The sequence below is a fragment of the Intestinimonas sp. genome, assembly GCF_026169115.1.
Classification (GTDB): domain Bacteria; phylum Bacillota; class Clostridia; order Oscillospirales; family Oscillospiraceae; genus Intestinimonas.
Genome location: NZ_JAPFEA010000048.1, coordinates 39,037 through 58,566 on the forward strand (window position 1 = coordinate 39,037; position 19,530 = coordinate 58,566).

Genomic DNA, 19,530 nt, shown 5'->3' on the forward strand with positions numbered 1-19,530 from the left:
CCCCATGGACCGCCGACAATTCTGTGATACCGTCACCCGGCAGCTCCGGTGCCGGTGGGAGGCCCCCGCCGTCCGGCAGGAGCTCTCCGACCACATCCAGGACCACATGGACGCCCTCATGGCGGAGGGCATGGGCCGGGATCAGGCCGAGGAGGCCGCCGTGGCCGCCATGGGGGACCCGGAGGAGGTGGGCAGGGCCCTAGACGCCCTCCACTCCCCCTGGCCCTGGCGGGTCCTTCTCCTGTGCAAGTGGTCCTGCAAGCTGGTCCTGGCCCTGGCGGTGGTGCTGGCCCTCCAGAACCTGATGACCGAGGACCTGCCCTCCCCACGGTTCTTCCCCACTACCACAGCCACCTCCGCCGCTCAGGGCCTCGTCCGGGAGAATTGGGACGAGGAGATCCGGGCCACTGGAACGGTTACCGGCGGCGGCAGACTGGGAGACTATACCTTCCGCCCCCAGGGGGAGGCCCTGCTGGTCTACCGCCCCGACCATACATACGATGACGGCACCGTCCATTCCGGCGGCCTGCGGCTCACCTTTTTGGTCAAGACCGCCCACTTCCAGCCCTGGCTGGACGACGTGGACCTCCCCTGGTATGCCCTCACCGCCCGGGACGACCTGGGCAACACCTACGGCCCGGAGGACCTGGGTTCCTACACCGAATCCACCGGCGGGCGGCTCCTGGGCCACCAGGAATTCTCCCTCTATGACGCCCACCCGGAGGCCCGCCGCTTCACCTTCACCGTGACCGCCGCCGGGAAACAGATCGCCTTTACCGTGACCCTGGAGGAAGGAGGTGCGTCCACATGAGACTGCGGGAGCGTTGGGAGGGCCTGCCTGTCCGCCTTCGGGCGGGGCTGACCGCCCTCCTGCTGGTCCTGACTCTCCTCCTGCTGTGGTGGCTCTCCGGCTGGGCCTGGCCCACCCGTGCCCTAGCTCACCGGGCGCTGGAGCGTGAACACCTCTTCGGCCATGGGGAGATCGTGGCGGAGGGGGAGATCACCCACGCCGAGGACGCCTCTCCTTTCGGTCAGTCGGGCACCCACTTCGTTGTGAGTGAGCGGGATGGCCGCTACGCCGTCTCCGTCCTCCGGCCCAAGTGGGGTTTTCTATGGCGGAGCACCGAGGATCTCTTCTGGTCCTATCAGGTCCTCATCCCCACCGAGGAAAAGCCTCTTACCTACGTTTTCCTGGTCAGCGACCCCATCTACACCGTCAGTTCCGGCCTGGTCCATACCTCCGGCTGGGATTATCTGCTGTTGGTGGCCTCCGCCGACCCGGACATCGTCCGGGTGGAGGTGACCATAGACCTGGTAAGCCGGGACGAGTTGGAACAGGACCCGGACTGGGGCCTCCACCACGGCGTCACAGTCACCGCTACGGAGACCGAACCGGGCAGCGGCCTGTGGCTGGCCCACGCCGTCCCGGACGACAGCAACGGCAGCACCTATGTGGCCCTCCGGGGCTACGACGCCGCCGGAGAGTTGGTCTATACCTACATCCCCCAGTGAAAGGAGGGCTTCCATGTACCGCCACCAATTCTGTGAACGCGTCACCGGGCAGCTCCGGTGCCAGGAGGAGGCCCCCGCCGTCCGGCAGGAGCTCTCCGACCACATCCAGGACCACATGGACGCCCTCATGGCGGAGGGCATGGGCCGGGATCAGGCCGAGGAGGCCGCCGTGGCCGCCATGGGCGACCCGGAGGAGGTGGGCAAGGCCCTGGACGCCCTCCACTCCCCCTGGCCCTGGCGGATCTACTACGCCGCCCTCAACGCCGCCATCCTGCTCTTCGGCCTGACTTTCTGCCTGGTAATCGGCACCTTGTTCGGGAGCGGCACCTCTATCGATGTCTCTTTGGAAGACCTGGGCGACGCTCTGAAGGAGCAGGACCCGCAGTATATTATGGAACACTACGTCCTCAACGACGGTGATACCGTTCAAACCACCGGCACCGTCACCGGCGGCGGGGAGATCCCTCCCTACCGGCTCTCCCCCGCCGGGAAGGCCCTTCTCCTCTCCCAACCGGACGGGAAAGGCGGAAGGGCGCTGCAGCTGGTCTTCCTGGTCTCCGTCCTCCATCCCCAGCCCTGGCTGGAGTCGCTGGACCCGGTGGGCCAGCCCTGCTCCGCCGTGGACGACCTGGGCAACCAATACGGCTCCGATCAGGTCTTCTTTCAAAGCTCCGGTGGACGCCTGCGGGACCTCTGCCGGATCTTTTTAGAGGACCCCGACCCCGCCGCCCGCCGCTTCACCCTCACCCTGGACACCCACCGGGGGTCCGTCACCTTCACCGTTTCCCTGGAAGGAGGAGAGACGCCATGAAAACCCCAAAACGTCCCCTTCCCATCCGGGTCCGGCTGACCCTGAGTCTCATTCTGCTGGTCCTGACCTTCTTCCTGTCCTGGTGGTCCACCGGCTGGGCCTGGCCCACCAGGGAGCTGGCCTACCGGGCCCTGGAGACCGCCAACGGCTTTGGTCCCGGCGAGATCGTAGCCCAGGGGGAGGTCACCTTTGAGGAGGGCTACTCCAATCGCTACCTGCGTCGCCCCTCCGCCTGGATGGTGGGGCGCTTCGGTGGCTCCTTCGCCGCAGCGGTGCTGGAGCAGGCCCCCGGCCCTCTGTGGCGGGAGCATGACATCCGGTACTATGGCTTCCAGGTCCTCACCCCCACCGAGGAAGTGCCTCTGACCGCCGCCGAGCTGGCCCAGGCCGACGCCGCCCCCTATCTCTTCGACGGACAGTGGGTGGACAGAGACACAGAATATCTGTGGGCCATCTGCGCCCTGGACCCCGCCATCGTCCGGGTGGAGATCACCATGAACTACACCTACCGTCTGGCCGTTGGCGAGGGTTACAGCGATTCCATGGAGTCCGACCCCGTCACCGCCCAGGCCCAGCCTGTGGCAGAGGGCGTGTGGCTGGCCCGTGTCCGGCTCCCAAACCCCCTGGAGGGCCGCGCCGGCGGTTACTCCGCCAACCATACCCTCCGGGGCTATGATGCCGACGGCAAGCTGATCTACGACTCCGGCCTTTCCTGACGGGAGCTCATATTTCCCACCCGCCCCCGACAGCCTTCCCCTTGACCCGCCTCCCATTAAATGGTATTTTATGGCACACCACTTTGAAAAGAGGGAGTGCCATGCGAACCTCCGCCGCCCTGCTTCTGCTGCTTTTGCTGCTCTTACCCCGTGTCCGGGCCGCCTCCCCCGACGCCGTCACCCGCGGAGACTTTGTGGTCCTGCTGTGGGAGAGCGCCGGGGCTGTCCCCGGAGACGCCGCCCAGGGCTTTTCCGACGTCCACCGGGACGACCCCTGCTCCACGGCGGTAGGCTGGGCGGCGGAGCAGCGGCTGGTGCTGGGCACCGGCGGGGGCCGCTTTGAGCCGGACCGCCCCATCACCTGGGAGGAGGCCGCCGTCCTCCTCCGCCGCTGGGCCGCCCTCCAGGGCCGGGACACCACCCTCCCCACCGGGGCAGCCGGGTGCATCGGCTGTCCCCAACCGTCTCCCTGGGCGGACGACGCCCTCTGTTGGGCCGCAGACACCGGACTGCTGGATCGGTCCCCGGACAGCCGTCTGGACCCCGGCGGCACCCTGACCTCCGCCGAGGCCGCCGACCTTTTTCACCGGTTCTGCTGTGAACAGCCATAAAACTTCATGCGCCAAGAGAGCGGCATAGGGCCAATTTTGCTATGCTTTTGCATAGCAAAAAGAGGGCGTCAGATTCCATTTTGGAATCTGACGCCCTCTTTTTACATATCGCAATCATTTTGTCCCCGGTCGTTCTGCTCTTTGAGCACGTCCAGCGCCTCCCGGAGGAAGGCCGGGTAGGGCACCCCCATGAGCCCCAGGTTCTCCAGGATGGACAGTCCCTCGTTGCCGATGAAGAACAAAATGACCGCCATTCTGGCCCAGTCGCCCCCCAGCAGGTGGTCCAGCCGGGCCCCCACCAGCACCAGGGCCAGCTCGGCCCCCTTCTTGCACAGTCCTCGGAACCCCGCCCGGCTGTCCAGCGCGCCGTCTCCGCTCTTGTCGGACCGCTTGAAGACGCCGGCCACCACCACCCCGGAGAGGTAGTCCAGCGCCATGCAGACCAGCAGGGTCTGTAAGGCGGCGTCCCATCCCCCCAAGGCGGCAGAGAGTGCGCTGCCTGCCATGGCGGCCAGGGCCAATGCAGCATCTTTCAGTCTGCTCACAGCTCCACCTCGATCCATCCAGTCACTCCGGGTTCCCATACGTTTCCATCCATGGTGCTCTCATAGATCTTACCATGATATTTCACCCGATCTCCCTTATGGTAGGCGTCGTGTGCCCCGGCGGGCTGCCGCCACTCGGGAATGGCGTCCGGCTCCTCCGTGGTCACCCCAAGGGGGGTGTAGAGGGCAGGGGTCTTCTCCATGGGCCAGTCGGCCTGACTGGTGTGATTCTGGACCACCCGGTAGAGGTTCCCCCGCTCGTCGGAGATCCGCTCCCCGGCGGTGTAGGCGGTCCCCGCCTTCCACTCCGGGAAGAGGGCGCCCACCTGAGCGGCCTCCTCGTCGCCGAGGGCGGCGGCCTGCCGCCTGGACAGCAGAAGGGCCGCCTCCTGCTCCAGGTCATACCGGTCCTTTTCGTAGAGGATCACCCCCCGGGCGATCTGCTCTGCTCTCATGTTTCCTCTCTCCCTTCTAGGTATCCCGCACCAGCGTCTCCAGCGTCTCCCAGGTATAGTCCCCAGCCTCAATGTCGCCCCAGGTGTTGAACAGCCGCTCCAGCCGCTCCCAGGTGACATACCAGAAGACATACTCGATCTCCAGGTGGCAGGGCAGGATGTCCTCAATGATCTGCCGCAGCTCCTCAAAACCGTCGGGTATGCCGGGCACGTCGGGGAAGCGCACTTCCACATAACCCGGCCTGCCGGTCTCGCTGGCCACGGCGTTGAGGCCGCAACCGGACAGGTTGTCGTTGATGGCCGTCAGGGTAAAGCTGTCCCCGCCAATGCGCAGCAGGGCGGCCAGGGCCGCCCGACGCCGCTCCAAAGAGGTTGTCACGGGCCGCCGGACCAGCAGTTCCTCCACTGCCTCCAATCCGGTATCCTGTGCGGTGGTGAGGAGCATTTCCCGTTCCACCCGGTCCAGCGCGGCGCCGCAGCCGTCCAATGCGGTCCCGGCACCGACAAGCTCCCCAGCTCCAAAGCCCCTTTCCAGCTGATAGACCCCCAGGGGCCGCAGCAGCCCCTTCAATGCCTCAGCATAGCTCATGCCATCGCCTCCACAGTCAGGGCGGACAGCCGGGGCAGCTCGTCGGCGGCCACCACCACGTCGGCAGCGGGCTCCAGGAGCCGGTAGTTCTCCACGCCCTCCACGGCGTAGATGATATCTCCCAACCTGGCCCGCAGCACGTCCTCCCCCAGTCGTTGTCCGTCAAACCAGGCCCGCAGGGCGGACTCCACCGCACCCCGCACTTGTCCGGCGTCCTTGTTGGCGGCCGCCGCCACCTGGACGGAGACCGCCAGCTCCTTCATAGTGGGAGCCCGGACTTGGAGGTCCACGGCGATCTCCCGCCGCTCCTCGAAATAGTCCGTCAATGTCTTCAACAGCTCAGAGCCGGGAGCTCCGGCCCCGGTGGCCACTACTACATCCACCGTCCCCACCCCCCGAGGCCGGGGGATCACCGTGGCCGCCGCCACCTCCTCAAAGGAGAGGGCGCCCTGCTGATAAAAGGCGGCGTTTGCACCGTTGGGCATCCGGCGGTAGGTCTCCAACACCCTGGCCCGCAGGGTCTCGTCGTCCTCCCGGTCGGTGCCGCCGGAGAAGGCCGCCGGATTGGTGCACCGGCTCACCCCCACCGGGGCCACAGCCATGGTGAGGACGGTCCCCGCCGCCACATTGCCGGCGCTGCCCGGCTCCAGAGCCCTGGCCCGGACATCGGCCTGGGTGGTCCCTGCCCGGAGCAGGCCGGGCTCCACCGTCTCAAAGCGCACCAGTCCCGCCGTCATGCACACCGTGCCAGCGGGGATCTCCCGGTCCTGACCCGCCGCAGCGTCCACCGTGAAGCGCAGGACGCCCTCCGCCGCCGTGGCCGCCCGCCGCTCCAGTCCCCGGAGCTGGGCGTGCATATCCAGGCTCGTCCCCTCCGCCGTCTGGGGAAAGCATTGCCGCTCCACCCACTCACACTGGACATAGAGGGAAAACACCTGGGCGGCCATGGCGTACATCCGCACCGCCAGGTCGCTGCTTGCCGCGGCCTCGGCGCCGGTGGCCCCGGCGTAGTCCGCCATCATCTCATTGTAGATCTCCTCCACGCTCTTCACGCCAAATTCCTCCCTTGTCTCACAGGGTCACCGCCGCTTCCAGGCGCGCTCCCTCCCATTCCAGCGATACCAGGACTCTGAGCCTTCCCCCATGCTCCTCCTCCACGGTCACCTCAGCGACCTCCACATCCTCCCCCCGAAGGGCCTCGGCGGCGTACTGCCGGGCCAGGGCCTGACGAACGCCGGGCTTCTCCCGGGGCAGCAGGTAAAGCCGGCTGCCCAGCTCCGGGAGGAAGGGGAAGCTCCCCCGCCGGACCTGGAGCCGGAAGAGGACCCGCTGGAGGAGGTCCTGCGCCCCCTCCACGGTCCGGAGCCCGCCCCGCTCATCGGCCACATAGTCGCCGTCCTTAAGCAGCAGCGCCATTCAATTTTCCCCCCCTTCCTCCTTTTTGGGCTCAAACAGCTTCTCAATGGGGACGCCGTTGAGCTTCACCGTCCCCCGCAGGTCCACCGCCCCGTCGTTGCCCAGAAAGACCGCCGCCCGCCGGCTTTGGATGCACACCTCGCCGGGGGAGAGCTCCCCGCCGCCGGGTACTCCGGCCACCCACAGCGTCTCGCCGTCAACGCCGGATTTGAGCACCAAAACGGACTCCCCCTCCGCTGGCCGCCAGCAGTAACCGCCGGGGCTGAGCACGGTCAGGTCCCGCCGCTCGCCGGTGAGACAGACCGCAGCCTTTTCCCCCTCCAGCGTGACCGTCCCCACCTCTGCCGGCTCGCCGTGTACCGGCAAGCGTCGGCTCTGTCTGGAAAGCCACATGCTCCTTCCTCCTCTCTCAAATGGCCCCGTTGGGCGCGCCCAGGGTAAGGGTGGTGCCGCCCCCCAAGGCATTGGCGGCCACCCTGGCCTCCAGCACCCGCCAGACGCCGCAGCAGTCCCAGCCGGGCCGCTCCAGCCGCAGCAGGTCCCCCGGCCAGGCGCAAAAGAGCTCCGGCACTTTGACGATGAGTCGTTGGTACTCCTTTTCTGACTGCCGGAGCTGGAAATCGCCGCTGTACCGCATGGCCTGATAATTGCTTTTACCCGGCATGGTCATGACCTGCCGTCTCTGGATCTTCCGGGCGAGAAACACCTGGTTTTCCACCTGTTCCACCGCCGTCCGGGTCCTGTCCCGGACCCAGATTTGGGACAGGACGCCGTAGCGCCGTACCCGCCACGCCATACCGGTCACGGCGGTATCTCCCCCCAGAACCATGGTCTCGCGGTCTGCGAAGGGTGCAATGACCAGCCGTCCCTCCCGGTCAAAGCGGGGGGTGATGCCCCCGTGGTAGCAGGCGAACTGATAGAGAACCTGCCACTCGCTCTGGCCGCTCTGTACCGAAAAGCCGCTCACCGCCGGAAGGCCGGTCACCTGGGATATCTGGATGCCGTAGGGCTCCACATGGTCCCGGAGGATATCCTCCGCCGTGGCGGTGAGGTAGTCGGCCGGCATGGCCTCGTTGTCCAGCAGCAGGGCGGCCATGCCCCGGCCGCTCACCTCCAGGCAGCCGCCGGAGCCGTCCATCCGGTGCTCCACCTCGTCTACAAGGCCCTTGAAGTATGTCGCACCGTCCACCGTCAGCGTGAGCGTGACCGCCTTTTCCACCCCGCTGGCCGCCCCCGGCTCCCAGGCGCACAGCAGCCGGAAGCTGTCGCAGGGCGTCCCGGCAGTGTATTCCACCTCCCACTCCAGTGGCTCCGGCAGCAGCAGGACGGCCCCGTCCCAGCAGGACAGTCTCCACTCCATCATCCCACCCTCACCTTCTCTCCGGGCAGGATCAGGTTGGGATTTTTGATCTGGGGATTGAGGGCGATGAGCTCGGTGAGGTCCAGGCCGCAGTCCCGGGCGATGCCCCAAAGGGTCTCCCCGGCGGCCACCGTGTGGAGTTTTCCCGTACTGTCCGGGCTGACCGTTCCGCCGCTGTCGGCAGCGGAGGTTTCCTCCCGCCGGATGGCGGTCTCGGTCTGGGTGCTGCTCTCCCAGAAGGTAAAGGCATAGCTCACATAGTCCGCCCTGGGCTCCTGTCGGAGACGAAGCTCCACAAAGTAGACCTCCGCCGCCTGCCACACCGGGTGGATGAGGGGCCCCGGCCCCGGCAGGTAAAAGACCGACGCCAGCTTTTTGAATTCCTCATAGGCCGTCGGCCCCACAAACTCCCCTTCCCCCCGCATGACCCGTCTGGTAAGGCCCAGATCCTGCAAGTGATAGCGGCCAAAGGGCACCTTCTGCGCCGCCATTTTTCTCTCATAGTCAATGGTGTAGGTCCTTGGATTGTGGGGCCAGACATAGTCCTTGTAGCGCATAGCCGCCAGCTTCACGGCGGACCACCTCCCTCAGAAAAGTGTGAACCCGCCGTCGTAGCGCCGGGCGTCCCGCTGGAAGATCCGGTCCAGCTCTGCCGGGGTGGGCCCCTGTCCGCCCACCGGCTCCAGCTCCCGGACCACCACCTGTCCGGGCTGCCGCAGATAGGGCACCTGTTCTGCGGCCATCCCAGCCCGGCGCACGGAGTCATAGAGCGCCGCCGCTGTCAGGGCTCGCTCCCTCTCTTTTCTTCCGGCGTCCGCTGTCTGCTGTCCCGGCTTTCCACCGCCTTCCGACAGCCGGACCACTCCGGTCCCCGCCAGCGCCCCCGCCAGCTCAGGTCCTTTGCTCCCCAACTGATGGGCCTCCTGTTCCAGCCGAGCCCGGCTCAGGCGGATGAGCCTTTGTGGAAGGTCCTCAGGCCCTCCGGGCTCGTCTTTCTCCTCGCTCTGATCCTCCCCCGAACCTTTCCGCGCTCTGGCCGTTTCCCCAGAGGCCCCTTCGGCCCGCAAATCTGTGGGACCACCGCTGTACGCTTCCGTCCAAGGGCCATCCCCACTTCTTTCTTCCAACACGCAGGGCAGGATGTATCCGCTCAGGTCCAGGTCCTCCCCCTGCTCCCCGTCCTCCTCCAGTTCCTCCAGGAGCCAGGCGAGCCAATCGGTCATGTCGTCACCCCCCGCCGTAGTGCTTCAAAGCGCGCCCGGTCAAAGGCGGGGTTCTCCCCCGTCACGTCCCCGCCCGTGGGTGTGCCGCATACAGGGCAGCGTTCCTCCATCGCCTGGGCCCGGCAGGACGGGCACAACTGGTCCAGGGTCTCCTCGTCGTCCAGCAGCAGATTGACGGCGCACCAGAGATAATCCCCGGCGGTCATCTCCCTGGCCCGCGCCTCCGTGGGCAGCGCCCCAAAAGCCCGGAGCACACGCCACTGAAGGCGCGCATAAGGCGTGTGCTCCAGGCTTTTTTTAGGCGTTCCACCGCCTTCGGATCTCTGGGGGAGGGATCATGCTCCCTGGAAAACTCCGCCCACTGCCGGGCAAGGTCGGCGATCTGTGCCACACTGAGCGCCCGGAGGACCGCCTCCCCGTCGGGAAAGAGGGCCTTCCCCCTCCGCTCCAGGGCCCTGGCCAGAATGCAGGCATTGACACACAGGGCGGTCTCCCGGTCTGTCTGCTCCAGGGTCTCGGCCTCCCGGCCTGCCTCCACGGCCTCCCAGGCGGAGAGGGTCCGCAGCTCCAGCTCCTGCTGCCCTTTGACCGCCGTCCGCCTAGTCCCGCAGGGCGGAAAGGGGCTCATCTCCCACCTTTTCAAGCGGTGGTCTCCAGCCGTTTGGCGGCCACAATGGTCACCTTCTCCACCACCATATCCCCCAGGGTGCCGGTCTCGCCGATGGCGCTCCACTGGCACCCGGAGTAGATGACCCGCCGGTCGGGCTTGCAGATCACCAGGGAGAAGTCCTCCAGGGTGTGAAAGTCGATGCCGTCCCGGATGGCCTCATCGGTGGCGTAGAGGCGGGTGAGCTCCACCACATGGTTTTGCTGCCCGGGGATGGTGGCCACCGGCTGATCCTCGCCGAAGGCTTCCACCGTTCGGCTGGTCTTGGTGGTCTTGGCGGTGTAGCCCTGCACTACGGCGATTTTTTTCCCATCGGCCTCCAGGTAGATGTCACTGCTGGTGGGAAAACCTGTCGTCTTCATATATCTTCTCCTCTCTCATGGGCGGGTCAGACCGTGATGTGTGCGCTCAGCCAGATCTGGTTGAGGCCGTGGGCCACAGTGAAGGAGAACTCCACCAGGCAGACGGTTGGGTCCTCGGGCAATGCCGAGACAGTGACAGCGTCGTAGCCGGTGATGATTTCCCGGCTGCGCTTGTTCTCCAGCTCCACCACCACCTGATCCCGGATGGCGTTCCGGCCCTGCTCTGTGTTCTTGGCCCGGTTGAATCGGCTGCGCAGGCTGTTGCGCACCGTAGGGATCACATCATCCACGATGCGGATGGTGGTGAGCTCCCTCCAGGTGGCGTCGCTGACCTCCCCAGTCTTGGTCCGGGAGGTGACGGCCCGCACGATGGAGACTCCGCCTCCCACGTTTTCCACAGCGGTGACGCCGCCTCGGACCAGCAGATCGATCTCGTTGTCGCTGTACCGGGCGGCGATGTCCCCCACGCCCTTGAGGGCCGCGCCGCCCATGGGAACCGCGGGGTCCCGCTCCCCGGCGATGGCCCCGGCCACTGCGGCGGCCACCCGGGCGCCGTCTCCGTCCTGGGGGCTGGGGGCGGTGACCACCGCCCGCTCGCTGTTGATGGCCTGGGCCCGGGTCACCAATGCGCTCACGTCCTCCCCCTTCCCGCCTGGGACCACACAGATCCGCTCCTTTCGGGCCTGGGATGCAGCGGTCACGCTGTCCCGCAGGGCCTGCTGTACCGTGAGCGTCTCGCTGTCGCACACCACGATGCTCACGTCCTCCTCCCCCTCCAGGGCGGCAAAAGCGGCGGCATAATCCTCCGTATCCGTCACTGCCACGGCCCGAACGGCGGCGGCCCCGTTGAGAAGGAGGAGCCGTACCAGCTCCGTCAGGGCGGCGTTACCGCCGAAGGCAGTTACCGCCTCCTCCTGCCGGCTGATGGGGATCACCGTCCCCATCTTCTCGCAGACGCCGACGCCCACCAGTCCCACAGTCTTCCCCGCACCGCTTCCGCTGACGATGGCGGAGGCGTCGTAGGAGGAATATACACCTGGCCGCTCATGGTCGGTCATATTCATAAAATCGCTCCCTTCACCACAAAGTCTGTAAAGCTCCCGCTCTCCTCTGACGAAGCGTAGAGATAGGCATGGCAGAGGGCCTCCACCGGGCATTTGAGCACGTCCAGGTCCTGGTCATAGTCCACCACCCCCCGGGTGAGCGTGCGTACCCGCAGTCCGCCGGAGCCGCCGGCGCTCAGAGCTCCGGCCAGGGCGTCAAAGCCCTCCTGAAAGGCCCCTCCGCCAGCTTCGCCTGGCGCGTAGAGGTCCAATCCGAAGACCACCTCCAACCTCCGGCCATAGCGCTCCCGCCATGTACCGGCCTCCGGGTCCAACTCCTCGCCCAGATACTCCCAGAACGCGCCGGGCTCCGCCCGGCAGGACCGGATGGAGACCGCCGCCGTCACACCGGAAAGGCGCTTCCTTCCTTCCCGGGGCCAGGCGTCCATGGCCTCCACCCCCTGGGCCCGAAGGAGGTCCGTCATATGGGCCCGCAGAGCATCCAGCTCGGTCCTCTCATTGCCCACTCTGCTCCCCTCCCTCCCTGTCCCGTATTCTGAGCACCGCCCACCAGTGGGAGAGGGTCTCACCCACCCGGATGGGCTGTGCCGCCTGGACCTCGTAATCCACGCCCAGACAGGTCACCTTGTCCCCCATACCCAGGGGAAGCCCCGGTTCCCCCAGATAGAGAAACCGGTCCCTGCGGGCCAGGCCCAGCGGGCTTGGCCGCCGCTGTTTCCAATCCTCCCGCCGGTCCAGGATGGGCTGGAGAAAGGCCCGTCCGAGGGCAGTTGTCTTTTCACCGTCCCGCAGCACCGTGACCCTCTGGCCGTACCGGTCCAGCAGCCCCTGTAAGATGCCCTCCATCATCAGCCCTTCACCCCCCGGAAGCAAAAGCCCTCGTCGGGCAGATAGGGGGCCATCAGTCGGCGCGCCCGGTGGCGCAGGACGTCTCCGGCTCCCTGTTCTCCGGTCTGGATGGAGATGTTCCCCGCCGAAAAGGCGGTGACGCCGGCAGCGGCCTCCCCGGTCCGCAGGTCGGCCAGGGCCAGCCAGGCGGCGGCGAGGGCCAAAGCGTCACCGCAGTCCTGGGGGGTCACCCCGGCCCGAAGTCCCCTCTCCAGCTCCTGTCTGGCGTTCCTGCACAGCACCGCCAGTCGCTCCCGGTCGCTCTCGCTCACATTCCCTAGCGTCATAGCCAGGGTAAGGATCTCCTGCTCCACCGGCTCACCTCCCTTTTCTCTCTCCTCAGCCAGAGATCTTCAGCACCTTAGCGGCGTCCTGGAAGAGCTTGGCAAAGCCGGCGATGGTGGTGATGGCGGCCCGCTCCAGCTGCCGGTCAATGAGCTTGTCGTACTCCACGGTGACCTCAGATCCCTGCACCATCTCCAGAGCAAAGCGGCTGTCCAGACCGATGAGCTTGCCACTCTCCATGGCAGAGGTCCGCAGGAGCTTGGCCCCCATAGGGGTGGAGAGTTTGCCGGTGCCCTGGAAGTTGAGCCCGGTGAGGGGGTTCTGGAACTCGGGCAGCTTGAGCATGCTCACCATGACATCGGTAGGGACCAGCAGGGTGTTCATCTCATAGGGCTCGAACTGGGCCCAGAAGTCCACCAGAGCGTCATAGTCCAGGGTGCCGGAGGAGCCGCCGATGGCGCCGGCGCCCACGGTGTGGACCTGGGCGGGGTTCCCGTTGCCGTCGCCGTTTACCAGTACGTCGATGGCATCCTCCAGGAGCATCCGATTGATGTGGGCGCCGATCTGGCGCAGGGTGACAGAGAAGAGGTCCAGCTTCTGGTAGCGGATGGCCTCGTAGGAGGCCACCAGCATCCGCCCCCGCTTGTGGAGCTTGACCAGATTCTCCTGGGTCTTGACGGTGGTGGCGGGAATGGCTGCGCCCTCCTCCACCCGGCGCAGCTCCTTTTCCTCGCCGGGAACGGAGGCGATGGAGCGGTAATCCAGGCCATCAAAGCGGGTGACGGCAGCGGTGATCTCGGGGAGGAGGTTTGCCTCCTCCATGCCCTGCCGGACGGAGCGGGCGATGTACTCGGGGAAGAGGACGGCGGAGTCCGAGGTGCGGAAGAACTTCTCCACCACATCGGAGCCGGTGCCCTTCACCTTGATGTCAAAGCGTTTGAGCTGCCGCTGATAGGCGTCCAGGCCCTCCAGCGCGGTCCCCTTGTAGGCTTCGCTGGGGTCGCATTGCTCCAGCACCTGGGTAAAGCTCTTCCCGGCCTCGTGGTACATCCCCTTTTCCAGCTTCAATGCGTCGTAAGTGTAGGCCATATTCAGCATCCTCCCTTTCTCATCAAAGCAGCACCACGGCGGTCTGTCCGTCGGTGCTGACCACCAGATATTCCCTGCCGCCGCTGGCGGCCTTCTTCACGCCGCCCTTTCCGTCCGCGGCCAGCGCCACCCAGCCGGGGGTGACGCCGGCGTCGCTGCACGGTACCCGGGCAAAGCCTGCCACCTGGACACAGGCCATGCCGTCCTCAGCCACATCCAGGGCCAGACCGCAGAACCTGCCGTCGGCGGAGCAGCCATCCACGGTGTCGGCGGTGGAGATGTTCACCATCTGACCCTTTTGGGCGTTGTCGCCGGCCAGAAAGGTGGCCGCCACCGCGCCGATCTCCTCAAACGAAACCTTCTTCATGCTCTCGACCTCCATATCTTATCTATCTTGTGTGTGCGCTCAGATCAAAAAAGCGCCGTCCTGCCTCTCGTCACACTCCCGTTCCCCCCGGTAGGGGAGCTGTACCGATACTGGGAAGCGTTGGGCCACTCTGGCCTGGTAGGCTTTTTTGAGGGCCAGCAGCTCGGGCTCCTCCAGCTTATCCACCACGGGCCGGAGGGCGGCAGCGTCCAGGCCGGTGCCGGCCAGCCCGCCCAACCGGGCCACCTCCTTCCGAAGGTCCTCCAGGTAGCGCCGGCCCAGCCCGGCCTCCCGCTCCAGCCGCTCCAGGGCCTCCATGGGCGCGCTCTGTCCTGCCAGTGCCTTTCGCAACACCCCGGCCTCCTTGGACTTTTGGAGGACCCCAGCCTCTGGCTGGGCAGGAACGGCCACGAAGGACCACTCGTAAACGTCGGTGAGTCCGGTGAGCTCTCCCCAGCACAGCTTTCCGCCATAGGTGCGCCCCTTCACATGTCCGCAGTCTCCGGCAGCCATGTCCCCGCCGCAGATGGAGCAGACGGTCCGCTCCACGGCGCAGCCCACAGAGACCTCCTTTTTGATGCCCCCTTCGATCTCAGCGATGAGGTCGGCGTTGGTCCGTGTGCGGAGCATGTAGGCCCAGCCCTTGAGGTAGCGGTAGGGGTCCCCCGCCCTTGTAAGGCGGTCTGGCTCGGTCACCACCTCCGCCCGGTAGATCCGGGCCGCCTGCCCCCGGGCACTCCACTGGTGGTCAAAGATCCCGCTCTTGCCCACGAAGGCCCCGGCCAGGGCCTCCAGGGTCTCTGGGGCGAACCGCTCTCCGTCCCGGTCCACCTCGTTGTCGCACAGCCGCACCGTAAAGAGATAGACCTCCTCTGCGGTGAGCTTTTTCCGGCTCAGCCGGTTGATGAGCTCCAGTTCCGTCCCGTCGGCGGCCTGTCCGGCGTCCACACCGGCGGCTTTTCTTACCTCCAAATCCATCCCTCCATTCATTGCTCTCCATGGTTCTGGGCGGTCAGCGCCCTGGCCTGTTCCCGGTAGAGGGCGGCCCTGGCCTCCTCCACCTCATCCTGCAAGTTGATGTCAGCCCACTCGATCTGAACGGCGGTGCCGAAGCCGTGGAGGGCCAGCCACAGCCGGCAGATCCGCCGGACCACCGGCTCCAGAGAGCGGCGGATGGCGGTGATCTCGCTGGTCATCATATCGGCCTGTTGGGCGCTCATCCGCTCGGTGGAGGACCAGGACAGGCCCAGCAGGAAGGGCGGGATGCCCGTCCTGGCCACCAGCTGTTCCAGGATCTGCCGCACGGGGACCTGACTGTCCAGGATCTGGTTGTCGGCGCCGATGACCTTGATGTCCACATCGCCCACGGCCACGAAGTCCCGGACGCTGCCGTCCCTGCCGGCCTGCATGGCGGCCGACCACTCTCGGGCCAGAGCAGCGCACCGCTCCTGGGCGCCGGCGCCGTCCAGCCCCTGTTCCGGGCGGTTGATGACAGCAAAGCGCAGGTTGCCCACCCGCTCCCAGTTCCTGCCCACTGCCTGGTAGATCTTCAAAAGGATCTCCGTGAGGAAGGGCATGGACCGCAGGAGGGAGACCCCATACGGACAGTCCGCCTGGGGCTGGAAGGGGGTAAAGAGCAGCAGCTCAGGGTAGGGCAGCGGCTGTACCTGCCCGCTCGTATCCCGGGCGCACAGCTGGAAATCCAGGGGGGAATCCCCCTCCCGAATCTCCAGAAGGGCGGGGTCCCCGCACAGGAGGGCGGAGATCTCCCGCCCCTCCCGGTCCAGCACCAGCTCCCCCACCGCCCGGCCACAGGTGAGCATGGCGTCCAGGTAACCGTCCAGGAAGGACTGGAGTCCCCGCTGTCCCCTGCCGGTGTCCACCTCCATGAGAAAGGCGTCCAGGCCGTCCTGTGCGGCAACGTCCCGGCAGATCACCGTGACTCCTCCCACCAGGCGGACGAGCTTGGAGAGGGCTGCATCCACAATGGGGACGGCCTCCCGCACGGCCCGGTAGAGGGGGATCTGTGCGTTGTCCAGGGGGACGTACCGGTCCAGTATCCCAAAGGGGTGCTGACCGCCCTCCCGGAGCTGTGCGGCCGCCGCCGCGATGGCGGGGGATCTCTTTTCAAAGCGCAATGGCAAAACCTCCTTTGTCAGCGGGCCCTAAAACCGTCCCCGCTCCACGAATCCCACAGCGGCGGCGGGTCGGGTCTCAGCCGCCAGATCAGCGGCGAAGTACCTCATATCGTCCATGGCGTGGTCAAATTCCTTCCGCACCCGGTCTGTACCGGACCGCTGATCCCAGCGGTAAAGTCCGAACTCCCGCAGGATGTCGGGGCAGTCCTCGCAGATGACGATGCGCCTTTGGCGCAGGAGCTCGGCGGTGGTGCGGATGCCGGAGAGCACATCGTTTCTTGCCTTGACCACGGGGAACCCCTCCCGGCGCAGGGCCTCCAGAAAGCTGGCGGCAGAGGGGTCCACGATGACCCGCTGGATGCTCCGCCCGCCGGCCAGCCGCCGGAGCTCCTGGACATACTCTCCGTCCGTGCGCTGGCAGCCCTCTTTTTTGGAGTCGAAGTAGAATTCCCGCACCCGGTACCAGATTCCCTCTTTTCTGCCCCAGAGGCCGAAGGAGGCGGGGTTGACTGTACCGTAGTCACAGGAGATGCGCCAGCATTCCATGGGCTCCGCCGGGATTGGCTGAATGTAGTCGAGTCCGAAGAAGTCATAGACCAGTCCCTCTGGGGTGGTCCACTCCCCCAGGACGAAGCGGCGGTAGAAGCTGCCCCGGAACTGCCGCTGGTAACGCAGGATGGTCTCCCGGGAGAGGGAGGGGTTGTCCCACATGGTGAAGTGGAGGTAGAGGGCCCTTTTCTCCTCCCTTCGGGCGATCCACTCCCGGAAGAACCAGTGTCCGGGTCCCTCCGGGTTGCAGGAGAACCACACCCTGCTCCCCTCCACGGAGCATCGGGCTACGGCCTGCTCCACGAAGGAGCGGGGCATCAGGGCCGCCTCGTCCAGGAGGACCCCCGCCAGGGTAATGCCCTGAATGGCGGCGGCGCTGGCCTCATCCTTGCCGCCGAAGAGATAGAAGGTGTTCTCCCGCCCGGCCAGGCGGACGGTGATCTGGTTGCGGGAGCGCCGCTCCTCCAGCTCGAAGCCCAGCTCCTCCAGGAGGGGCCGGACTGGGTTCAGGAGGTTTCTCTGTACGCCGCCCACCGAGCGCCCGCACAGGGCGAACTGTCTCTTTTGAAAGGTGGCCATGGCCCAGCAGAAGAAGCTCAGTCCCATGCACATGGTCTTGCCGCTGCGGACGGCGCCGTCGCAGATGACGGCCTCATAGTCCCTGGTCCCGGGGTCGCACCACCAGGTGAGGACCTCCTTTTGCTTCGGGGAAAATCCCGAGATCACCCGACCTCCTCCCGTTCCGCCGCCTGTTCTCCGGCCCGGTTTCTGGCGGAGCTCTCCAGGGCCCGGAAGAAGTGTTCTGCGCCGTCTCCGCCCTTGCGGGCGATCTCACAGAGCTTTTCCAGCGCCTGGACCTTGTCCACCAGCCTGATCTCCACAGCGCCGTTGCCGTGTCGTTTGAGTTCTGTGAGGGCTCTCAGGTCCATCTGGTCGATCTCTTCCATCCGCTCCTCGGTCAGGAAGGCCAACTTGACGGCGTCGTTGGCCTTCTGATCGGCCAGCCGCTCCAGCCTTCGGAGCACATCGTCTCTCCACTGCCTTTCGTCTTTCACCGGCATCCTCCTTTCACCCTACCCGGAAACGCCCCCAAAAGTTGCACGTCTGCGTGCATCCAGCCGAAATTTTTTTGTAAAAGGCCGTCCGCCCCAGGATTTTTCTTCCCGCTCATAGACGGCCTTCTGATTACAAAAAAGAAATTCCGCTGTTTTCAAAATTGAAAACAGCGGAATTTTTTATTTCACGCTTGGCAGACCCCTTACGGAACGTCAGCCTCGTATTCATAAGGATCACTCATTCAGAAAGGATAGAGGATATTGGGTAGTATCCCTTCAAATTTGTGTAGTTTTCGTAGAATTCATCCGGCGGAACAGGCTTTGAAAAGAAGTATCCCTGGGCGTACCGGCAATTCATATCCCGCAGATCGCGACACTGCTCTGCGCTTTCCACGCCCTCGCAGATCACAGTCGTATCCATCTTGTTTGCGATCCAGATAAGGCCGCGGGCGATGATCTCGTCCCGTTTTTTTCGCTCCGGGTCGTCATCCATAAACTTCTTGTCCAATTTCAGCTCGTCAAAGCTGAGCCGTCTCCAAACGTCGATTCCCGCATAGCCGGATCCGAAATCGTCGATAGATGTTGCATAACCCAATTCCCGCAGATTGTCTCCCAGCAGCTTTGCGCTGGAAAATTCCGTAATAAGAATGCTCTCGGTCAGCTCGAACATGATGAGCTCGTGGGGGATCTGATATTTTTTTACAATGCCGTCCAGGATCTTGGCTGCGTTGTTGTTCCAGATGTGCTGTCTGGAAAGGTTGACGGAGGTTCGTACCACGGGCTTGCCGCAGTCCAACCGCTGCCGCATATTCTGACAGACCAGCTCCAGGATCAAAAGATCCAGGTCAACGATCCCGTGGTTGTTTTCCAGGATGGATACAAAGGAGTCTGGGGAGAGCACCTCCCCGTTTTCTCCGATCCCCCTGGCCAGCGCCTCCGCACCGATGATCTCCCCGCTTTGCAAATCGACCTGGGGCTGCAAGTAAAAGAAGAACTTGCCTTCCTTGACCGCGCACATGATATCTCTCTCGCGCTGCCGTTCCCGCACCAGATCCTCCATCAGGGAATTTTTGAACAGAACTGCCGTCGTGGCTTTGATCTGTCTTGCTTTGATCCGGGCCAGATTTGCATTCTCAATGGCCGACACGACGTCTCCGTTTTCGAGCTGGTAAATGCCGCACCAGAATTTCAGCTTGCACGCTGGATAGTCGTCCCGGTATTTCCTCAAAAAGGCCTCTGACCACTCGTTATAAAAGGCGATGATCTCATCGTCTGACCAAGGCGTTTTGGTGGTGACCAGAAAGATGAACTGATCTGACGCAGCCCGCTCACAGTAGATGCACTCCGGAAGCCCCTGCACAAAGTCAACGACGTCCTGCAAGAGCTCATCGCCCTGGGCAAAGCCGTAAATATAATTTATCAGCTTGAATTCTGCAAAATCCACAGAAAACAGATATACGGTGCCTTCGCCACGATATTTCTCCAGGAGCTGCGTCACTCTCTGTATGAATATGCTGCGTCTCGACATGCTGCTCATCACCTCAAAGCCATCTTCTCAAATCAATTCTTCCGCCGGTCAATTCCCATGGTCCGGTAATAATTGCTCTTATCCTGGTACATTCTTCCTTCTGCCTCGGTCATCAGGCCGTCGATATCGACCTCTCCGGCTGCCGCCCAGGCCGTTCCGACTGACAGTACGGTCCCCTTTTCCCGGGCAGCCGCCTTCAGAAGCCTCTCTTTTTCCCGTGCTGCCTCCTCGCTGATCCCCAGGCAGAGCGCAAGCAGCTCGTCGCCCCCAAAGCGGAAGCATTGGTATTCGCCATAGACC

The 19,530-nt window shown here is 65.0% G+C and carries 28 protein-coding genes and 1 pseudogene; 5 read left to right on the forward strand and 24 right to left on the reverse strand.

The genetic code is table 11. The annotated features are described in order from the left end of the window. Nucleotides 1-4: 4 nt before the first annotated feature. The 5 genes from Q0Y09_RS04410 (at nucleotide 5) to Q0Y09_RS04430 (ending at nucleotide 3,650) form a co-directional block, all read left to right on the forward strand. On the forward strand, nucleotides 5-811 hold the full coding sequence (locus Q0Y09_RS04410) for a permease prefix domain 1-containing protein (RefSeq protein ID WP_297718188.1): 807 nt from the start codon (nucleotides 5-7) through the stop codon (nucleotides 809-811). Beyond that, on the forward strand, nucleotides 808-1,512 hold the full coding sequence (locus Q0Y09_RS04415; RefSeq protein ID WP_297718191.1) for a DUF5044 domain-containing protein: 705 nt from the start codon (nucleotides 808-810) through the stop codon (nucleotides 1,510-1,512). The genes Q0Y09_RS04410 and Q0Y09_RS04415 overlap by 4 nt, the downstream gene beginning before the upstream one ends. 13 nt (nucleotides 1,513-1,525) lie before the next feature. Continuing rightward, nucleotides 1,526-2,323, forward strand: a complete 798-nt coding sequence (locus Q0Y09_RS04420; protein ID WP_297718194.1) for a permease prefix domain 1-containing protein — start codon at nucleotides 1,526-1,528, stop codon at nucleotides 2,321-2,323. Then, the gene (locus tag Q0Y09_RS04425) at nucleotides 2,320-3,039 is read left to right on the forward strand and encodes a DUF5044 domain-containing protein (RefSeq protein ID WP_297718198.1); all 720 of its coding nucleotides are present in this window, start codon (nucleotides 2,320-2,322) and stop codon (nucleotides 3,037-3,039) included. The genes Q0Y09_RS04420 and Q0Y09_RS04425 overlap by 4 nt, the downstream gene beginning before the upstream one ends. 101 nt (nucleotides 3,040-3,140) lie before the next feature. Beyond that, nucleotides 3,141-3,650 carry an S-layer homology domain-containing protein gene (locus Q0Y09_RS04430; RefSeq protein ID WP_297718201.1) on the forward strand — a complete coding sequence of 170 codons (510 nt, stop codon included), beginning with the start codon at nucleotides 3,141-3,143 and terminating at the stop codon, nucleotides 3,648-3,650. A gap of 101 nt (nucleotides 3,651-3,751) precedes the next feature. Here the strand turns inward: Q0Y09_RS04430 and Q0Y09_RS04435 are convergent, their stop codons facing one another. The 24 genes and pseudogenes from Q0Y09_RS04435 to Q0Y09_RS04550 form a co-directional block, all read right to left on the reverse strand. Beyond that, nucleotides 3,752-4,195 carry a holin family protein gene (locus Q0Y09_RS04435; RefSeq protein ID WP_297718204.1) on the reverse strand — a complete coding sequence of 148 codons (444 nt, stop codon included), beginning with the start codon at nucleotides 4,193-4,195 and terminating at the stop codon, nucleotides 3,752-3,754. Then, complete coding sequence (locus Q0Y09_RS04440) at nucleotides 4,192-4,650, reverse strand: carbohydrate-binding protein (RefSeq protein ID WP_297718207.1); 459 nt, start codon at nucleotides 4,648-4,650, stop codon at nucleotides 4,192-4,194. The genes Q0Y09_RS04435 and Q0Y09_RS04440 overlap by 4 nt, the downstream gene beginning before the upstream one ends. 16 nt (nucleotides 4,651-4,666) lie before the next feature. Continuing rightward, nucleotides 4,667-5,239, reverse strand: a complete 573-nt coding sequence (locus Q0Y09_RS04445) for a DUF2313 domain-containing protein (RefSeq protein WP_297718209.1) — start codon at nucleotides 5,237-5,239, stop codon at nucleotides 4,667-4,669. Further along, on the reverse strand, nucleotides 5,236-6,291 hold the full coding sequence (locus tag Q0Y09_RS04450; RefSeq protein WP_297718212.1) for a baseplate J/gp47 family protein: 1,056 nt from the start codon (nucleotides 6,289-6,291) through the stop codon (nucleotides 5,236-5,238). Before Q0Y09_RS04450 ends, Q0Y09_RS04445 begins: the two co-directional genes overlap by 4 nt. Nucleotides 6,292-6,310: 19 nt before the next feature. Continuing rightward, nucleotides 6,311-6,655 (reverse strand): hypothetical protein, encoded by a 345-nt coding sequence (locus Q0Y09_RS04455; RefSeq protein ID WP_297718215.1) that lies wholly within the window; start codon nucleotides 6,653-6,655, stop codon nucleotides 6,311-6,313. After that, nucleotides 6,656-7,048, reverse strand: coding sequence for a hypothetical protein (locus Q0Y09_RS04460; protein ID WP_297718217.1), 393 nt, complete (start codon nucleotides 7,046-7,048; stop codon nucleotides 6,656-6,658). A 16-nt stretch (nucleotides 7,049-7,064) separates the two neighbouring features. Then, a complete protein-coding gene (locus tag Q0Y09_RS04465; protein WP_297718220.1) occupies nucleotides 7,065-8,015 on the reverse strand; it encodes a hypothetical protein in 951 nt (316 codons plus the stop codon). After that, nucleotides 8,015-8,587: a LysM peptidoglycan-binding domain-containing protein gene (locus Q0Y09_RS04470; RefSeq protein ID WP_297718222.1), complete on the reverse strand. Its 573-nt coding sequence runs from the start codon at nucleotides 8,585-8,587 to the stop codon at nucleotides 8,015-8,017. The genes Q0Y09_RS04465 and Q0Y09_RS04470 overlap by 1 nt, the downstream gene beginning before the upstream one ends. Before the next feature lie 15 nt (nucleotides 8,588-8,602). Next, a complete protein-coding gene (locus Q0Y09_RS04475; protein WP_297718225.1) occupies nucleotides 8,603-9,238 on the reverse strand; it encodes a hypothetical protein in 636 nt (211 codons plus the stop codon). Then, complete coding sequence (locus tag Q0Y09_RS04480) at nucleotides 9,235-9,444, reverse strand: molybdopterin oxidoreductase (protein WP_297718228.1); 210 nt, start codon at nucleotides 9,442-9,444, stop codon at nucleotides 9,235-9,237. Before Q0Y09_RS04480 ends, Q0Y09_RS04475 begins: the two co-directional genes overlap by 4 nt. Beyond that, the gene (locus tag Q0Y09_RS04485; RefSeq protein WP_297718231.1) at nucleotides 9,441-9,881 is read right to left on the reverse strand and encodes a hypothetical protein; all 441 of its coding nucleotides are present in this window, start codon (nucleotides 9,879-9,881) and stop codon (nucleotides 9,441-9,443) included. Before Q0Y09_RS04485 ends, Q0Y09_RS04480 begins: the two co-directional genes overlap by 4 nt. Next, nucleotides 9,878-10,267, reverse strand: coding sequence for a hypothetical protein (locus tag Q0Y09_RS04490; RefSeq protein ID WP_297718234.1), 390 nt, complete (start codon nucleotides 10,265-10,267; stop codon nucleotides 9,878-9,880). Before Q0Y09_RS04490 ends, Q0Y09_RS04485 begins: the two co-directional genes overlap by 4 nt. A gap of 26 nt (nucleotides 10,268-10,293) precedes the next feature. Beyond that, nucleotides 10,294-11,331 carry a phage tail sheath subtilisin-like domain-containing protein gene (locus tag Q0Y09_RS04495; RefSeq protein ID WP_297718239.1) on the reverse strand — a complete coding sequence of 346 codons (1,038 nt, stop codon included), beginning with the start codon at nucleotides 11,329-11,331 and terminating at the stop codon, nucleotides 10,294-10,296. Next, entirely contained in the window at nucleotides 11,328-11,837 is a 510-nt protein-coding gene (locus tag Q0Y09_RS04500) for a hypothetical protein (RefSeq protein ID WP_297718242.1), read from the reverse strand. Before Q0Y09_RS04500 ends, Q0Y09_RS04495 begins: the two co-directional genes overlap by 4 nt. Continuing rightward, nucleotides 11,827-12,180: a hypothetical protein gene (locus tag Q0Y09_RS04505; RefSeq protein WP_297718245.1), complete on the reverse strand. Its 354-nt coding sequence runs from the start codon at nucleotides 12,178-12,180 to the stop codon at nucleotides 11,827-11,829. The genes Q0Y09_RS04500 and Q0Y09_RS04505 overlap by 11 nt, the downstream gene beginning before the upstream one ends. Next, a complete protein-coding gene (locus Q0Y09_RS04510; RefSeq protein ID WP_297718247.1) occupies nucleotides 12,180-12,533 on the reverse strand; it encodes a hypothetical protein in 354 nt (117 codons plus the stop codon). Before Q0Y09_RS04510 ends, Q0Y09_RS04505 begins: the two co-directional genes overlap by 1 nt. 25 nt (nucleotides 12,534-12,558) lie before the next feature. Next, nucleotides 12,559-13,593: a phage major capsid protein gene (locus Q0Y09_RS04515; RefSeq protein WP_297718250.1), complete on the reverse strand. Its 1,035-nt coding sequence runs from the start codon at nucleotides 13,591-13,593 to the stop codon at nucleotides 12,559-12,561. 22 nt (nucleotides 13,594-13,615) lie between these two features. Further along, nucleotides 13,616-13,960 carry a hypothetical protein gene (locus tag Q0Y09_RS04520; protein WP_297718253.1) on the reverse strand — a complete coding sequence of 115 codons (345 nt, stop codon included), beginning with the start codon at nucleotides 13,958-13,960 and terminating at the stop codon, nucleotides 13,616-13,618. 39 nt (nucleotides 13,961-13,999) lie between these two features. Continuing rightward, nucleotides 14,000-14,932, reverse strand: a complete 933-nt coding sequence (locus Q0Y09_RS04525) for a hypothetical protein (RefSeq protein WP_297718257.1) — start codon at nucleotides 14,930-14,932, stop codon at nucleotides 14,000-14,002. Between the two features lie 14 nt (nucleotides 14,933-14,946). Then, nucleotides 14,947-16,098 (reverse strand): serine/threonine protein phosphatase, encoded by a 1,152-nt coding sequence (locus tag Q0Y09_RS04530; RefSeq protein ID WP_297718260.1) that lies wholly within the window; start codon nucleotides 16,096-16,098, stop codon nucleotides 14,947-14,949. Between the two features lie 27 nt (nucleotides 16,099-16,125). After that, nucleotides 16,126-17,373, reverse strand: coding sequence for a PBSX family phage terminase large subunit (locus Q0Y09_RS04535; protein WP_297718263.1), 1,248 nt, complete (start codon nucleotides 17,371-17,373; stop codon nucleotides 16,126-16,128). Further along, nucleotides 17,370-17,702: an XRE family transcriptional regulator gene (locus Q0Y09_RS04540; protein ID WP_297718267.1), complete on the reverse strand. Its 333-nt coding sequence runs from the start codon at nucleotides 17,700-17,702 to the stop codon at nucleotides 17,370-17,372. The genes Q0Y09_RS04535 and Q0Y09_RS04540 overlap by 4 nt, the downstream gene beginning before the upstream one ends. 238 nt (nucleotides 17,703-17,940) lie before the next feature. Beyond that, the gene (locus Q0Y09_RS04545; RefSeq protein WP_367184346.1) at nucleotides 17,941-19,239 is read right to left on the reverse strand and encodes an EAL domain-containing protein; all 1,299 of its coding nucleotides are present in this window, start codon (nucleotides 19,237-19,239) and stop codon (nucleotides 17,941-17,943) included. 23 nt (nucleotides 19,240-19,262) lie between these two features. Further along, nucleotides 19,263-19,530, reverse strand: a pseudogene (locus tag Q0Y09_RS04550) (GGDEF domain-containing protein); the annotation flags it as partial.

Coding starts and splice junctions, on each gene's coding strand:
- Q0Y09_RS04455 (WP_297718215.1), bottom strand. CDS start 6,655: ATGGCGCTGCTGCTTAAGGACGGCGACTATGTGGCCGATGAGCGGGGC.
- Q0Y09_RS04445 (WP_297718209.1), bottom strand. CDS start 5,239: ATGAGCTATGCTGAGGCATTGAAGGGGCTGCTGCGGCCCCTGGGGGTC.
- Q0Y09_RS04490 (WP_297718234.1), bottom strand. CDS start 10,267: ATGAAGACGACAGGTTTTCCCACCAGCAGTGACATCTACCTGGAGGCC.
- Q0Y09_RS04480 (WP_297718228.1), bottom strand. CDS start 9,444: ATGACCGCCGGGGATTATCTCTGGTGCGCCGTCAATCTGCTGCTGGAC.
- Q0Y09_RS04475 (WP_297718225.1), bottom strand. CDS start 9,238: ATGACCGATTGGCTCGCCTGGCTCCTGGAGGAACTGGAGGAGGACGGG.
- Q0Y09_RS04545 (WP_367184346.1), bottom strand. CDS start 19,239: ATGAGCAGCATGTCGAGACGCAGCATATTCATACAGAGAGTGACGCAG.
- Q0Y09_RS04465 (WP_297718220.1), bottom strand. CDS start 8,015: ATGGAGTGGAGACTGTCCTGCTGGGACGGGGCCGTCCTGCTGCTGCCG.
- Q0Y09_RS04440 (WP_297718207.1), bottom strand. CDS start 4,650: ATGAGAGCAGAGCAGATCGCCCGGGGGGTGATCCTCTACGAAAAGGAC.
- Q0Y09_RS04415 (WP_297718191.1), top strand. CDS start 808: ATGAGACTGCGGGAGCGTTGGGAGGGCCTGCCTGTCCGCCTTCGGGCG.
- Q0Y09_RS04430 (WP_297718201.1), top strand. CDS start 3,141: ATGCGAACCTCCGCCGCCCTGCTTCTGCTGCTTTTGCTGCTCTTACCC.
- Q0Y09_RS04495 (WP_297718239.1), bottom strand. CDS start 11,331: ATGAATATGACCGACCATGAGCGGCCAGGTGTATATTCCTCCTACGAC.
- Q0Y09_RS04420 (WP_297718194.1), top strand. CDS start 1,526: ATGTACCGCCACCAATTCTGTGAACGCGTCACCGGGCAGCTCCGGTGC.
- Q0Y09_RS04460 (WP_297718217.1), bottom strand. CDS start 7,048: ATGTGGCTTTCCAGACAGAGCCGACGCTTGCCGGTACACGGCGAGCCG.
- Q0Y09_RS04410 (WP_297718188.1), top strand. CDS start 5: ATGGACCGCCGACAATTCTGTGATACCGTCACCCGGCAGCTCCGGTGC.
- Q0Y09_RS04520 (WP_297718253.1), bottom strand. CDS start 13,960: ATGAAGAAGGTTTCGTTTGAGGAGATCGGCGCGGTGGCGGCCACCTTT.
- Q0Y09_RS04505 (WP_297718245.1), bottom strand. CDS start 12,180: ATGATGGAGGGCATCTTACAGGGGCTGCTGGACCGGTACGGCCAGAGG.
- Q0Y09_RS04425 (WP_297718198.1), top strand. CDS start 2,320: ATGAAAACCCCAAAACGTCCCCTTCCCATCCGGGTCCGGCTGACCCTG.
- Q0Y09_RS04515 (WP_297718250.1), bottom strand. CDS start 13,593: ATGGCCTACACTTACGACGCATTGAAGCTGGAAAAGGGGATGTACCAC.